12 protein-coding genes are annotated in these 13,788 nt (G+C 70.6%); all 12 read right to left on the bottom strand.

The window, feature by feature from the left end; translation table 11 throughout:
* Positions 1-143: 143 nt before the first annotated feature.
* Entirely contained in the window at positions 144-2,039 is a 1,896-nt protein-coding gene (gene nuoL, locus ACZ7BZ_RS16195) for an NADH-quinone oxidoreductase subunit L (protein ID WP_470358889.1), read from the bottom strand.
* A gap of 14 nt (positions 2,040-2,053) precedes the next feature.
* Positions 2,054-2,353, bottom strand: a complete 300-nt coding sequence (gene nuoK, locus ACZ7BZ_RS16190) for an NADH-quinone oxidoreductase subunit NuoK (protein ID WP_380457019.1) — start codon at positions 2,351-2,353, stop codon at positions 2,054-2,056.
* Complete coding sequence (locus ACZ7BZ_RS16185) at positions 2,350-3,234, bottom strand: NADH-quinone oxidoreductase subunit J (RefSeq protein WP_470358975.1); 885 nt, start codon at positions 3,232-3,234, stop codon at positions 2,350-2,352. The genes nuoK and ACZ7BZ_RS16185 overlap by 4 nt, the downstream gene beginning before the upstream one ends.
* On the bottom strand, positions 3,234-3,836 hold the full coding sequence (nuoI, locus tag ACZ7BZ_RS16180) for an NADH-quinone oxidoreductase subunit NuoI (RefSeq protein ID WP_380457021.1): 603 nt from the start codon (positions 3,834-3,836) through the stop codon (positions 3,234-3,236). Before nuoI ends, ACZ7BZ_RS16185 begins: the two co-directional genes overlap by 1 nt.
* A 6-nt stretch (positions 3,837-3,842) precedes the next feature.
* A complete protein-coding gene (gene nuoH / locus ACZ7BZ_RS16175) occupies positions 3,843-5,171 on the bottom strand; it encodes an NADH-quinone oxidoreductase subunit NuoH (protein ID WP_380457023.1) in 1,329 nt (442 codons plus the stop codon).
* Positions 5,168-7,660: an NADH-quinone oxidoreductase subunit G gene (locus ACZ7BZ_RS16170; protein ID WP_470358974.1), complete on the bottom strand. Its 2,493-nt coding sequence runs from the start codon at positions 7,658-7,660 to the stop codon at positions 5,168-5,170. The genes nuoH and ACZ7BZ_RS16170 overlap by 4 nt, the downstream gene beginning before the upstream one ends.
* A 23-nt stretch (positions 7,661-7,683) precedes the next feature.
* The gene (gene nuoF / locus ACZ7BZ_RS16165; RefSeq protein ID WP_380457025.1) at positions 7,684-9,045 is read right to left on the bottom strand and encodes an NADH-quinone oxidoreductase subunit NuoF; all 1,362 of its coding nucleotides are present in this window, start codon (positions 9,043-9,045) and stop codon (positions 7,684-7,686) included.
* The gene (gene nuoE, locus ACZ7BZ_RS16160; protein WP_470358888.1) at positions 9,045-9,851 is read right to left on the bottom strand and encodes an NADH-quinone oxidoreductase subunit NuoE; all 807 of its coding nucleotides are present in this window, start codon (positions 9,849-9,851) and stop codon (positions 9,045-9,047) included. Before nuoE ends, nuoF begins: the two co-directional genes overlap by 1 nt.
* Positions 9,848-11,212, bottom strand: coding sequence for an NADH-quinone oxidoreductase subunit D (locus ACZ7BZ_RS16155; protein ID WP_470358887.1), 1,365 nt, complete (start codon positions 11,210-11,212; stop codon positions 9,848-9,850). The genes nuoE and ACZ7BZ_RS16155 overlap by 4 nt, the downstream gene beginning before the upstream one ends.
* On the bottom strand, positions 11,212-11,925 hold the full coding sequence (locus ACZ7BZ_RS16150) for an NADH-quinone oxidoreductase subunit C (protein ID WP_380457031.1): 714 nt from the start codon (positions 11,923-11,925) through the stop codon (positions 11,212-11,214). Before ACZ7BZ_RS16150 ends, ACZ7BZ_RS16155 begins: the two co-directional genes overlap by 1 nt.
* Positions 11,922-12,476 carry a NuoB/complex I 20 kDa subunit family protein gene (locus ACZ7BZ_RS16145; protein WP_030286559.1) on the bottom strand — a complete coding sequence of 185 codons (555 nt, stop codon included), beginning with the start codon at positions 12,474-12,476 and terminating at the stop codon, positions 11,922-11,924. Before ACZ7BZ_RS16145 ends, ACZ7BZ_RS16150 begins: the two co-directional genes overlap by 4 nt.
* A 137-nt stretch (positions 12,477-12,613) precedes the next feature.
* Positions 12,614-12,973: an NADH-quinone oxidoreductase subunit A gene (locus ACZ7BZ_RS16140; RefSeq protein WP_188306789.1), complete on the bottom strand. Its 360-nt coding sequence runs from the start codon at positions 12,971-12,973 to the stop codon at positions 12,614-12,616.
* Between the last annotated feature and the right edge of the window lie 815 nt (positions 12,974-13,788).

Raw genomic sequence — 13,788 nt, 5'->3', positions numbered from 1 at the left:
CGCCGGTGCCGAGAGCGACGAGCGACCAGCGAGCGGCGAAGGAGGGAGCGCCGGAGCCTGGGGGCACCTCCCGGCCGCCAGGCCGGGGAAGAGTGTCGGCGCCGGGACAGCGCGCCCGGAGGCGAGCGGGCGAGTGACTGTCATCACACGGACCTCATCAGGAGAGTCGAGGCGACCAGCACCAGCGTGCCGCCGAACATGGAGAGCGCGTACGAGCGGACGAAGCCGTTCTGGACCCGCCGCAGCCGGCCGGACAAGCCCCCGATGAGGGCGGCCAGGCCGTTGACGAACCCGTCCAGGCCGCGGCTGTCGAAGTAGACCAGGGTCGCGGTGAGCGCCGAGCCCGGCCGCACCAGCACGGCGTGGTTGAAGTCGTCCTGCAGCAGGTCGCGGCGGGCGGCCCGGGTGAGCGGGGAGCCGACCGGCGGCACCACCGGGACGGGCGAGCGCCCGTACATCGCGTACGACAGGCCGACGCCGGCCAGCATGCAGACGGTGGTCAGCCCGGTGACGGTCCAGGTGCCGAGCGGGGAGTCGCCCTCGCTGTGGCCGGTGACCGGCTCCAGCCACTTCAGGAAGGAGCCGTGGAAGGCGAACAGCGCACCCGCGAACACCGAGCCGAAGGAGAGCAGGACCATCGGGATGACCATGGTCTTCGGCGACTCGTGCGGGTGCGGGAGGTTGCCCTCGTCGTCGGGCTGCCAGCGCTTCTCGCCGAAGAAGGTCAGCAGCATCACCCGGGTCATGTAGAACGCGGTGACGGCCGCGCCGACCAGCGCGCACAGGCCGAGGATCCAGCCCTCGGTGCCGCCCTTGGCGAAGGCCGCCTCGATGATCTTGTCCTTGGAGAAGAAGCCGGACAGGCCCGGGAAGCCGATGATGGCGAGGTAGCCGAGGCCGAAGGTGACGAAGGTCCACGGCATGGACCGCCACAGGCCGCCGTAGCGACGCATGTTCACCTCGTCGTCCATGCCGTGCATGACCGACCCGGCGCCGAGGAACAGCCCGGCCTTGAAGAAGCCGTGGGTCACCAGGTGCATGATCGCGAAGGCGTAGCCGATCGGGCCGAGCCCGGCCGCCATCACCATGTAGCCGATCTGCGACATGGTCGAACCGGCCAGTGCCTTCTTGATGTCGTCCTTGGCACAACCGACGATCGCACCGAACAGCAGCGTCACCGCACCGACCACCACCACGGCGGTCTGCGCGTCCGGCGCCAGGTCGAAGATCGCCGAGGAGCGGGTGATCAGGTAGACCCCGGCCGTCACCATGGTGGCCGCGTGGATCAGGGCCGAGACCGGGGTCGGGCCCTCCATCGCGTCCCCGAGCCAGGACTGCAGCGGCACCTGGGCCGACTTGCCGCAGGCCGCCAGCAGCAGCATCAGGCCGATCGCCGTCAGCTTGCCCTCGCTCGCCTGGTGCGCCCCGTCGAAGACCGGGGTGAAGGCGAAGGAGCCGAACTCGGCGAACATCAGCATGATCGCGATCGACAGGCCCATGTCGCCGACCCGGTTGACGATGAAGGCCTTCTTCGCCGCCGTCGCCGCGCTCGGCTTGTGCTGCCAGAAGCCGATCAGCAGGTACGAGGCGAGCCCCACGCCCTCCCAACCGGCGTACAGCAGAAGGTAGTTGTCCGCCAACACCAGCAGCAGCATGGCGGCCAGGAACAGGTTCAGGTACGCGAAGAAGCGGCGCCGGCGCTCGTCGTGCGCCATGTAGCCCACCGAGTACAGGTGGATCAGCGTGCCGACACCCGTGATCAGCAGCACGAAAGTCATCGACAGCTGGTCGAGCCGGAACGAGACGTCGGCCTGGAAGGCGTTCACCGGCACCCAGCTGAACAGGTGCTTCGTCACCGCCCGGTGCTCGGTGTCCCGGCCCAGCATGTCCGAGAACAGCGCCAGGCCGAAGCCGAACGAGAGCGCGGCGAGCGCGGTGGCCAGCCAGTGGCCGAACCGGTCGAGGGCCCGGCCGCCCAGGAGCAGCAGGGCGGCACCGGCCAGCGGGGCCGCCACCAGCAGCGGAATGAGAGAGTTCACCGAAGGTCCTCCGCCTACAGCTTCATCAGGTTGCTGTCGTCGACCGAAGCGGAGTGCCTGGTCCGGAAGATGGCGACGATGATGGCGAGGCCGACCACGACCTCCGCCGCCGCGACCACCATCGTGAAGAACGCGATGATCTGGCCGTCCAAGGTCCCGTGCAGCCGGGAGAAGGTCACCAACGCCAGGTTCGAGGCGTTCAGCATCAGCTCCACGCACATGAACAGCACGATCGCGTTGCGTCGGATCAGCACCCCGGAGGCGCCGATGGTGAACAACAGGGCAGACAGATAGAGGTAGTTGACCGGGTTCACTGAGCGTCCTCCTCGCCGGCCTCGTGGTTGGGCACCGGCTCCAGGGACTTGCGCGGAGCCGCCACCGCCGGCCGCTCCGAGGACGGACGGCCCAGCCAGTCCGCCGTACTGTTCTCCAGCTCCGCCATCCGCTGGAGCATCGCCTGGCTGACGTCCCGCACCTGGCCGCGCTCGCGCAGCGTCGCCATCACCGAGTCCTCGGCGATCGTGCCGTCCGGCAGCAGCGCCGGGACGTCCACCGCGTTGTGCCGCGCGAACACGCCCGGGGCCGGCAGCGGCGGCACCTGGAGGTTGTCCCGCACCCGCTGCTCCGCCAGCTCGCGCTGGGTCTTCGGCGCCCTCACGTGCTCCCGGTGGGTCAGCACCATCGCGCCGATCGCCGCGGTGATCAGCAGCGCTCCGGTGACCTCGAAGGCCCACACGTACCGGGTGAAGATCAGCCGGGCCAGGCCCGGCACATTGCCCTCGGCGTTCGCCTCGGCCAGCCCGGTGAAGTGACCCAGCCTCGCATCGGCGATCCCCGCGATCAGCAGCACCCCGAAGCCCAGCCCGCACAGCACCGCCGCGAACCGCTGCCCCTTCAGCTGCTCCTTCAGGGAGTCCTCGCCGGTCACGCCGACCAGCATCACCACGAACAGGAACAGCATCATGATCGCGCCGGTGTACACCACGATCTGCACCACGCCCAGGAAGACCGCGCCCTGCGCCATGTAACAGACCGCCAGCGCCAGCATCGTCGCCGCCAGGCACAGCGCGCTGTGCACCGCCTTGCGCATCAGCAGCATGCCCAGCGCGCCACCGACCGCGATCACCGCGAGCACCCAGAACTGGACGGCCTCACCCGTGGAGGTCGTCCCGCTCGCCGCCGCCAGCTGTGCGATCACTGCCGCACCTCCTTGTCCCGGTCGGTGCGCTCCTGCTGGACCGTCCCCGGCGCCGCCGCGGTGATCTCGCCCCGGTAGTACGCGCCCTCGTCGGTGCCCGGGAAGATCTCGTGCGGGGTGTCCACCATGCCCTCGGACAGGCCCACCAGCAGCTGCTCCTTGGTGAAGATCAGGTCCTTGCGGGAGGAATCGGCCAGCTCGTACTCATTGGTCATGGTCAGCGCCCTGGTCGGGCACGCCTCGATGCACAGCCCGCACAGGATGCAGCGGGCGTAGTTGATCTGGTACACCGCGCCGTAGCGCTCACCCGGCGAGTAGCGCTCCTCGTCCCGGTTGTCCGCGCCCTCCACGTAGATCGCGTCGGCCGGGCAGGCCCACGCGCACAACTCGCAGCCGACGCACTTCTCCAGGCCGTCCGGATGCCGGTTCAGCTGGTGGCGGCCGTGGAAGCGCGGAGCGGTGGGCTTCTTCTGCTCCGGGTACTGCTCGGTGAGCCGCTTCTTGAACATGGCCTTGAAGGTCACGCCGAAGCCGGCGGCCGGACCGAGGATCGACGGCCGGTCGGCCCGCTCGGGCCGGCCCGTCTGGTCGGACGACATCGCGGATCAGCTCCCTTCGGAATGGTCGGCCCCGTTGAGGGCGTCCTGGAGTTGCTTCGGGGCGCGGCTCGGCCGGCGCGGCACCGGCGGGAGCACCTGACCGGGCAGCGGCGGCACCGGGTACCCGCCCGCCATCGGGTCGAACTCCGCGTTGGGGGGCGGCTGTTCTTCGACCGGCTGCTTCCTCAGGAAGTCCCGGACCAGCGCCAGCAGCAGGATCGCGCCGACCGGCGCCCCGACGTACAGCACCACCGAACCGGAGCCGTACCCCTCGTTGCGCAGCGCCCGCACGCTCGCGATCAGCACCAGCCAGACCAGCGAGACCGGGATCAGCACCTTCCAGCCCAGCTTCATGAACTGGTCGTAGCGCAGCCGCGGCAGGGTGCCGCGCAGCCAGATGAAGAAGAACAGCAGCAGCTGGATCTTCAGCGTGATCCACAGCATCGGCCACCAGCCGTGGTTGGCGCCCTCCCAGAACGTGGACACCGGCCACGGGGCCCGCCAGCCGCCCAGGAACAGGGTCGAGGCCACCGCCGAGACCGTCACCATGTTGACGTACTCGGCCAGCATGAACATCGCGAACTTCAGCGAGGAGTACTCGGTGTTGAAGCCGCCCACCAGCTCTCCCTCGGCCTCCGGGAGGTCGAACGGCGCCCGGTTGGTCTCACCGACCATCGCGATGATGTACACGATGAACGACACCGGCAGCAGCACCGCGAACCACCTCGGCTGCTGGTTCGCCACGATCTCCGAGGTCGACATCGACCCCGAGTAGATGAACACCGCCGCGAAGGACAGGCCCATCGCGATCTCGTAGCTGATCATCTGCGCGGACGAGCGCAGCCCGCCCAGCAGCGGGTACGTCGAACCCGACGACCACCCCGCCAGCACGATGCCGTAGATGCCCACCGAGGCCGTCGCCAGCACGTACAGCAGCGCCACCGGGAAGTCCGTCAGCTGCAGCGGCGTCCGGGTGCCGAAGATCGACACCTCGTTGCCGGGCGGACCGAACGGGATCACCGCGAAGGCCATGAACGCCGGGATCGCGCAGACGATCGGGGCCAGGATGTAGACCGCCTTGTCCGCGCCCTTGACCACCAGGTCTTCCTTCAGCGCCAGCTTCACGCCGTCCGCCAGCGACTGCAGCAGACCCCACGGCCCGTGCCGGTTCGGCCCGATGCGCAACTGCATCCAGGCCACCACCTTGCGCTCCCAGACGATCGCGACCAGCACCGTCAGCAGCAGGAACGCGAAGCAGAACACCGCCTTCAACAGCACCAGCCACCACGGGTCCTGGCCGAAGAAGTGCAGCGTCTCGTACGGCTTCGGGGTCATCGGACCTCCCCTTCCCGGTCCCCGCCCCCGACGACGACCGGCGCGAGCTCCGCCGCCGCGATCGTCACCAGGTGGCCGACGGTCGTACCGAGCGCGCGGTGGGCACCGCCCGGCGTGGAGTTGAGCGGGATCCAGACCGTGCGGTCCGGGATCGACTCGGTGACCTCCAGCGGCAGCGTCAGCGAACCGGCCGGACCGGTCAGCCGCAGCGCCCCCGCCGCACCGGCGTCGACCTCCTTCGCGGTGGCCGCCGACACCCGGGCCACCGCCCGGTGCCGCGTACCCGCCAGATGCGGATCGCCGTCCTGCAGCGAACCCCCGTCCAGCAGCAGCCGCCAACCCGCCAGCACCGCCTGGCCGGTGGCCGGCCGCGGCAGCACCCCCGGGTGCGCCGCCGGATCCGCCGCACGGTCACCCCGCCACGGCTCGAAGCGGTCCAGCTCCAGCCGGGCCGCCCGCACGTCCGCCAGCCCCAGCCGGTGACCCAGCGCGTCCGCCAGCATCGCCAGCACCCGCAGGTCCGACTGCAGATGACGTCCCATCTGCTGGTCCGGCTTCAGCGCGGCCTCGAACATCCGCACCCGGCCCTCCCAGTCCAGGAAGGTGCCCGCCTTCTCCGCCACCGCCGCCACCGGCAGCACCACGTCGGCCCGCTCGGTCACCGCCGACGGCCGCAGCTCCAGCGACACCACGAACGGCACCGCCGCCAGCGCCTCACCGGCCAGTGCCGGATCCGGCAGGTCGTCCGGATCCACCCCGCCGACCAGCAGCGCGTCCAGATCGCCCCGCGCCGCAGCGGTCAGGATCTGGCCGGTGTCCCGACCCGGACGCGACGGCAGCTCCGCCACCCCCCACACCGCGGCCGCCTCCGCCCGCGCCGCCGCGGCCGCCACCGGACGGCCGCCCGGCAGCAGCCCCGGCAGCGCACCCGCCTCCACCGCGCCGCGCTCCCCCGCCCGGCGCGGCACCCAGGCCAACGCGGCCCCGGTCGCGTGCGCCAGCCGCAGCACCGCCGTCAACGCGCCCGGCACCGACGCCAGCCGCTCACCCGCCAGGATCACCGCACCCGGCTGCCGCAACAGCTCGGCCGCCCGCCCGGCGTCGTCGTTCAACGGCTCGTCCGCCGCCAGTGCCGCGAACCATTCCGGCTCGGTGCCCGGAGCCGCCGGCAGCAGCGCACCGCGCAGCTTCGCCAGCCCACGGGAGGCGAACGCCGCCACCGAGAAGACCTTCAGGCCACCCGCCCGGCTCGCACCTCCACGGCTGGCCTTGCGCAGCCGCAGGAAGACGATCGGCGACTCCTCCTCCGGCTCCAGGCCCGCCAGCAGCACCACCGGAGCCTGCTCCAGCCGCTCGTAGCTCAGGCCGGCGCCGTCCACGTCCACCCCGCGCCCGGCGACCGCCGCGGCCAGGAAGTCCGCCTCCTCACCGCTGTGCGGCCGGGCCCGGAAGTCCACGTCATTGGTGCCCAGCACCACCCGGGCGAACTTCGCGTACGCGTACGCGTCCTCCACCGTCACCCGGCCGCCGGCCAGCACCCCCGTACGGGCACCGCGCAGCCCCTGCGCCGCCCGGGCCAGCGCCTCCGGCCAGGACACCGGCACCAGCTCGCCGTCCACCCGCACCAGCGGGGCGGTCAGCCGGTCCCGCTGCTGGGCGTAGCGGAACGCGAACCGGCCCTTGTCGCAGTTCCACTCCTCGTTCACCGCCGGATCCTCGCCCGCCAGCCGGCGCAGCACCTTGCCCCGCCGGTGGTCGGTGCGCTGGGCGCAGCCCGCCGCGCAGTGCTCGCACACGCTCGGCGAGGACACCAGGTCGAAGGGGCGCGAGCGGAAACGATAAGCCGCCGAGGTCAGCGCGCCCACCGGGCAGATCTGGATGGTGTTCCCGGAGAAGTACGACTCGAAGTCGTCCCCCTCCCCGGTGCCCACCTGCTGGAGCGCCCCGCGCTCCACCAGGTCGATGAACGGGTCCCCGGCGATCTGCTGGGAGAACCGGGTGCAGCGCGCGCACAGCACGCAGCGCTCCCGGTCCAACAGCACCTGGCTGCTGATCGGCAGCGGCTTCGGGTAGGTGCGCTTCAGCCCCTCGAAGCGGGAGTCCGCGTCCCCCGTGGACATCGCCTGGTTCTGCAGCGGGCACTCGCCGCCCTTGTCGCAGACCGGGCAGTCCAGCGGGTGGTTGATCAGCAGCAGCTCCATCACGCCGCGCTGTGCCTTCTCGGCCACCGGCGAACTCACCTGGGTGCGCACCACCATGCCCTCGGCGACCGGGATGGTGCAGGAGGCGACCGGCTTGCGCTGGCCCTCGACCTCCACGATGCACTGCCGGCACGCGCCGGCCGGATCCAGCAGCGGATGGTCGCAGAAGCGCGGGATCTGGGTGCCGATCGTCTCGGCGGCCCGGATCACCAAGGTGCCCTTGGGGACCTTCACTTCGGCGCCGTCGATGGTGAGCGTGACCAGTTCTACCGCGGCTCCGTCGTTCATGGAGGCGGTCGGCTCGGTGATCGTCACGCGTGCACCTCCCTCTCGGTGGCGGACTGGTGGCCGGGGCGGGGGCCGTCGGCCCAGACGGTGGAGGCAGCCGGGTCGAACGGGCAGCGGCGCTCGGCCAGGTGCTGCTCGTACTCGGCGCGGAAGTGCTGGAGCGAGGAGACGATCGGGCTCGCCGCGCCGTCGCCCAGCGCGCAGAAGGACTTGCCGTTGATGTTGTCGGCGATGTCGAGGAGCTTCTCCAGGTCACCCTCGACGCCGCCGCCCGCCTCGATCCGCTTCAGCAGCTGGACCAGCCAGTAGGTGCCCTCCCGGCAGGGGGTGCACTTGCCGCAGGACTCGTGGGCGTAGAACTCCGTCCAGCGGGTCACCGCCCGCACCACGCAGGTGGTCTCGTCGAAGACCTGCAGCGCCTTGGTGCCCAGCATCGAACCGGCCGCGCCGACGCCCTCGTAGTCCAGCGGGACGTCCAGGTGCTCGTCGGTGAACATCGGGGTGGAGGAACCGCCCGGCGTCCAGAACTTCAGCCGGTGCCCGGCCCGGACGCCGCCGCTGAGGTCCAGCAGCTGGCGCAGCGTGACGCCCAGCGGGGCCTCGTACTGGCCCGGGTTGGTGACGTGGCCGGAGAGCGAGTACAGCGTGAAGCCCGGGGACTTCTCGGTGCCCAGGCCCTTGAACCACTCCTTGCCCCGGGCCAGGATCGGCGGCACCGAGGCGATCGACTCGACGTTGTTGACCACCGTCGGGCAGGCGTACAGGCCGGCGATCGCCGGGAACGGGGGCCGCAGCCTCGGCTGGCCGCGCCGGCCCTCCAGCGAGTCCAGCAGCGCCGTCTCCTCGCCGCAGATGTACGCGCCGGCGCCGGCGTGCACTGTGATGTCCAGGTTCACCCCGGAGCCCAGGATGTTCCGGCCCAACAGCCCCGCCTCGTACGCCTCGGCGACCGCCGCGTGCAGCCGGCGCAGCACCGGGACGACCTCGCCGCGCAGGTAGATGAAGGCGTGGTCGCAGCGGATCGCGTAGGAGGCGATCACCATGCCCTCGATCAGCGAGTGCGGGTTGGCGAACAGCAGCGGGATGTCCTTGCAGGTGCCCGGCTCGGACTCGTCCGCGTTGACCACCAGGTAGTGCGGCTTTCCGTCGTTCTGCGGGATGAACTGCCACTTCATCCCGGTCGGGAAGCCCGCGCCGCCGCGGCCGCGCAGCCCGGAGTCCTTGACCAGGGCGATCACGTCGTCCGGGGGCATCGCGAGGGCCGCCTTGAGGCCCTCGTAGCCGTGGTGGCGGCGGTAGGTGGCCAGCGTCCAGGGGCGGCTGTCGTCCCAGGAGTCGGACAGGACGGGGGTGAGCAGCTTCTCGGCCGGCTCGGCGGAGGTCATCACGCTTCGGTCCCTTCCTGGCCGCTGGCCTTGCCCTCTTGGCCGGGCTCGTCGTGGCGAGGTTCGTCGTGACGGGGGGCCTCGTGGCGGGGGGCGACCACCTTGGTGCCGCCGGTGCCGGGCAGGGCCTCGCCGCGGGCCAGCCGCAGGCCGGCCAGCGAGGGGGCGCCGCCGGCACCGGACTCGTCGTTGGCGCCGGGGCGCTCGTCCGGGAAACCGGCCAGGATCCGGGCGGTCTCCTTGAAGCCGCACAGCCGGGCACCGCGGGTGGGCCGCACCTCGCGGCCGGCCCGCAGGTCGTCGACCAGCCGCCGGGCGCTCTGCGGGGTCTGGTCGTCGAAGAACTCCCAGTTGACCATCACCACGGGGGCGTAGTCGCAGGCGGCGTTGCACTCGATGTGCTCGATCGAGATCTCGCCGTCCTCGGTGGTCTCGTTGTTGCCGATGCCCAGGTGCTCCTGCAGCTCGGCGAAGATCTGGTCGCCGCCGAGCACCGCGCACAAGGTGTTGGTGCACACCCCGACGTGGTACTTCCCGGCCGGGCGCCGCCGGTACATCGTGTAGAAGGTGGCGACGGCGGTGACCTCTGCGGTGGTGAGGTCCAACTGCTCCGCGCAGAACCGGATCCCGGTCGGGCTGACGAAGCCCTCCTCGGCCTGCACCAGGTGCAGCAGCGGCAGCAGCGCCGAACGGGCCTGGGGGTAGCGGCCGATCAGCTCGGCGGCGTCCGCGGCCAGCCGGGCGCGCACCTCCTCCGGGTAGGGCGGGGCCGGCAGCGCCGGCAGTCCGAGTTCGACGTTGGTCACCGGTCCACGCCTCCCATCACCGGGTCGATCCCGGCCACCGCGACGATCACGTCGGCCACCTGGCCGCCCTCGCACATCGCCGCCATCGTCTGCAGATTGGTGAACGACGGATCCCGGAAGTGCACCCGGTACGGGCGCGTCCCGCCGTCGCTGACCACGTGCACGCCCAGCTCGCCCTTGGGCGACTCGACCGCCGCGTACGCCTGCCCCACCGGGACCCGGAAGCCCTCCGTGACCAGCTTGAAGTGGTGGATCAGGGCCTCCATCGAGGTGCCCATGATCTTGCGGATGTGGTCGAGCGAGTTGCCCATCCCGTCCGGGCCGACGGCCAGTTGGGCGGGCCAGGCGATCTTCTTGTCCGCCACCATCACCGGGCCCGGACGCAGCCGGTCCAGGCACTGCTCGACGATCCGCAGAGACTGCTTCATCTCCTCCAGGCGGATCAGGAAGCGGCCGTAGGAGTCGGCGGTGTCGGCGGTCGCGACCTCGAAGTCGTAGTCCTGGTAACCGCAGTACGGGTCGGTCTTGCGCAGGTCGTGCGGCAGGCCGGCGGCGCGCAGGATCGGTCCGGTGGCGCCGAGGGCCAGGCAGCCGGCCAGGTCGAGGAAGCCGACGTCGACCAGGCGGGCCTTGAACACCGGGTTGCCGGTGGCGAGTTTGTCGTACTCGTGCATCCGGGAACGGAAGGTGCGCACCGCCTCCCGGATCTGGTCCACCGCGCCGGGCGGCAGGTCCTGGGCGAGGCCGCCGGGGCGTACGTACGCGTGGTTCATCCGCAGGCCGGTGACCAGCTCGAAGACGTCCAGGATCAGCTCGCGGTCCCGGAAGCCGTAGATCATCAGGGTGGTGGAGCCGATCTCCATGCCACCGGTCGCCAGACAGACCAGGTGCGAGGCGATCCGGTTGAGCTCCATCATCATCACCCGGATGACGTCGGCCCGCTCCGGGACGTCGTCGGTGATGCCGAGCAGCTTCTCGACCGCCAGGCAGTAGGCGGTCTCGTTGAACAGCGGGGTCAGGTAGTCCATGCGGGTCACGAAGGTGGTGCCCTGGACCCAGCTGCGGAACTCCATGTTCTTCTCGATGCCGGTGTGGAGGTAGCCGATGCCGCAGCGGGCCTCCTTCACCGTCTCGCCGTCGATCTCCAGGATCAGCCGCAACACCCCGTGGGTGGACGGGTGCTGGGGGCCCATGTTGACGATGACGCGCTCGTCGTCCGCCCGGCCGAGCGCCTCGACCACCTCGCCCCAGTCGCCGCCGGTGACGGTGAAGACCCGGCCCTCGGTGGTGTCGCGGGCCTGCGCCTCCTCGGTCCCTTCCTGGGACTGGGCCTGGGCGCCTTCGTAGTGCTGAGTGCTCATCAGCTGTACGACCTCCGCTGGTCGGGTGCCGGGATCTGGGCGCCCTTGTACTCGACGGGGATGCCGCCGAGCGGGTAGTCCTTGCGCTGCGGGTGGCCCAGCCAGTCGTCCGGCATCATGATCCGGGTGAGCGCCGGGTGGCCGTCGAAGACCAGGCCGAAGAAGTCGTAGGCCTCGCGCTCGTGCCAGTCGTTGGTCGGGTAGACGCTCACCACCGAGGGGATGCGCGGGTCGGCGTCCGGCGCGGTGACCTCCAGCCGGATCAGCCGGCCGTGGGTGATCGAGCGCAGGTGGTAGACCGCGTGCAGCTCACGGCCCTTGTCGCCGGGGTAGTGCACGCCGCTGACGCCCAGGCACAGTTCGAAGCGCAGCGCCGGGTCGTCGCGCAGGATCCGCACCGCCTTCAGCAGGTGGGCGCGGTCGAGCTGGAAGGTCAGCTCGCCGCGGTCGACCACGGTCTTCTCGACGACCTCGGCCGGGTCCAGCCCCTGCTCCTCCAGAGCGCCCTCGAACTCGTCGGCGACCTCGTCGAACCAGCCGCCGTACGGGCGTTCGCTCGGGCCGGGCAGCACGATCGGGGCGGCCAGACCGCCGAAGCCGGAGGTGTCGCCGGTGCCCTGGGCACCGAACATGCCCTGGCGGCGACCGACCACCTCGACCGGGATCTCGCGGACCGGCTGCTCGCGGCGGGTCTCGGGTACCTGCTCGTTCATCGCAGCTGCCCCCGCATCTCGCTGACCGGGGTGGCCTTGAGGGCGAGCGCCTCGCCGAGCTCCTCGGCCCGGCGCCGGTTCACGCCCAGCGGCTCGTGCTGGATCTTGTCGTGCAGCTTCAGGATGGCGTCCATCAGCATCTCCGGGCGGGGCGGGCAACCGGGCAGGTAGATGTCCACCGGCACGATGTGGTCGACGCCCTGGACGATCGCGTAGTTGTTGAACATCCCGCCGGAGGAGGCGCAGACGCCCATCGAGATGACCCACTTCGGATTGGCCATCTGGTCGTACACCTGGCGCAGCACCGGGGCCATCTTCTGACTCACCCGGCCCGCCACGATCATCAGATCGGCCTGCCGGGGGGAGCCCCGGAAGACCTCCATGCCGAACCGGGCCAGGTCGTAACGGCCGGCACCGGTGGTCATCATCTCGATCGCGCAGCAGGCCAGACCGAAGGTGGCCGGGAAGAGTGACGCCTTGCGCACCCAACCGGCGGCCGTCTCCACGGTCGTGAGCAGAAAGCCGCTCGGCAGCTTCTCCTCGATTCCCATCAGATCCCTCTCAATGCCCTCAAGTCCTGTGGTACGTCCGGCGGTACGCCCGGGAGCGCCCGACGGCGCCCCGGGGAACGTCCGGCCCGTTCGAGTTTGTCCACTCGTTCACAAGGGGCGGCGGCACCGCCCCCGACTCAGTCCCACTCCAGGCCGCCGCGGCGCCAGACGTAGGCGTACGCGACGAAGACGGTGGCGATGAACAGGAGCATCTCGACCAGCCCGAAGATCCCCAGGGAGTCGAAGGTCACCGCCCAGGGGTAGAGGAAGACGATCTCGATGTCGAAGACGATGAAGAGCATCGCCGTCAGGTAGTACTTGATCGGGAACCGACCGCCGCCCACGGGCTGCGGGGTCGGCTCGATGCCGCACTCGTACGCCTCCAACTTGGCCCGGTTGTAGCGCTTGGGGCCGGTGAGTGAGGCCATCACGACGGAACCGACCGCGAACGCCGCCGCGATGGCACCGAGTACGAGGATCGGCGCGTAGGCATTCATAGCCTCCGCTCCCTCCGTCCAGTCGTCCTTGACTGCAGATCGGAACCGGCGGGTCACGCTGTGGTGAACCCGCGTTCCAGTTCCCGGGATCCACCTCATGTGAGGCAGTTCACAAAGCCTGGAACGAGCGCATCCTATGCCCGGCGGCTTGTGATCTGCGACACGCAGTTCATCGTCATCTTTGTGATCTACGACACCATGTGAATGGTGGCGAATGTGAACATGCCCAGAGTTGTCAACGCAAAGGAGTCAAATGGTCACAAGCAGTCGCATTTATCTTTGAAGCGGCTGGTCAGGGGCGGGTTTCTATATCAACTATGCTCCGGAGATAGCAAATTTCTGGGCGCCATGTTGACGTGTTATAGGGGCTCACTCGGAGGGGTGGTGGGGGGATGAACGCTTGCTTGACCCTTTGTTCACAAGCGCGCGAACTCGTCGTGGGGTCCCCTCCCCCACCCCGCCCGCCGCCCGCCGCCCGCCGCCCGCCGCCCGCCGCCCGCCGCCCGCCGCCCGCCGCCCGCGCCAGGGTTGCCCACCAGCCGCCGGTGTCACCTGCGCTGGGCCGGCCGGTCCCAGCGCGGAGCTGCTGCGCGCTCGCAGCCCCGGCGGCATGTGAGCCCCTGGGGGCCTGCCCTTCGCCCTCCTCCTCGCCCTCCGCCTCCGTGTCCGCGGCTCCGCCTCCCGTTGTGGGCAGGCCCAACTTCTCTTCCCAACGCGGCCCTCACGTCCCTGGGCCCGCCTCCACCTCAGCCTCCTGCCCTGCCTTCCTCTCGTCCTTGGGCCCCGCCCCGGTGCGGGCCGCCTACGCTGTTCCG

This window comes from Kitasatospora sp. NPDC036934, assembly GCF_055608425.1.
The sequence above is the reverse complement of the archived record's forward strand: the minus strand, read 5'-3'. Positions and strand labels throughout refer to the sequence as shown.

Excerpts from the sequence above, each read along its gene's own strand:
- nuoI (WP_380457021.1), bottom strand. The coding sequence starts at position 3,836 with ATGTCGTCCGACCAGACGGGCCGGCCCGAGCGGGCCGACCGGCCGTCG.
- nuoH (WP_380457023.1), bottom strand. The coding sequence starts at position 5,171 with ATGACCCCGAAGCCGTACGAGACGCTGCACTTCTTCGGCCAGGACCCG.
- ACZ7BZ_RS16170 (WP_470358974.1), bottom strand. The coding sequence starts at position 7,660 with ATGAACGACGGAGCCGCGGTAGAACTGGTCACGCTCACCATCGACGGC.
- nuoF (WP_380457025.1), bottom strand. The coding sequence starts at position 9,045 with ATGACCTCCGCCGAGCCGGCCGAGAAGCTGCTCACCCCCGTCCTGTCC.
- ACZ7BZ_RS16155 (WP_470358887.1), bottom strand. The coding sequence starts at position 11,212 with ATGAGCACTCAGCACTACGAAGGCGCCCAGGCCCAGTCCCAGGAAGGG.
- ACZ7BZ_RS16150 (WP_380457031.1), bottom strand. The coding sequence starts at position 11,925 with ATGAACGAGCAGGTACCCGAGACCCGCCGCGAGCAGCCGGTCCGCGAG.
- ACZ7BZ_RS16145 (WP_030286559.1), bottom strand. The coding sequence starts at position 12,476 with ATGGGAATCGAGGAGAAGCTGCCGAGCGGCTTTCTGCTCACGACCGTG.
- ACZ7BZ_RS16140 (WP_188306789.1), bottom strand. The coding sequence starts at position 12,973 with ATGAATGCCTACGCGCCGATCCTCGTACTCGGTGCCATCGCGGCGGCG.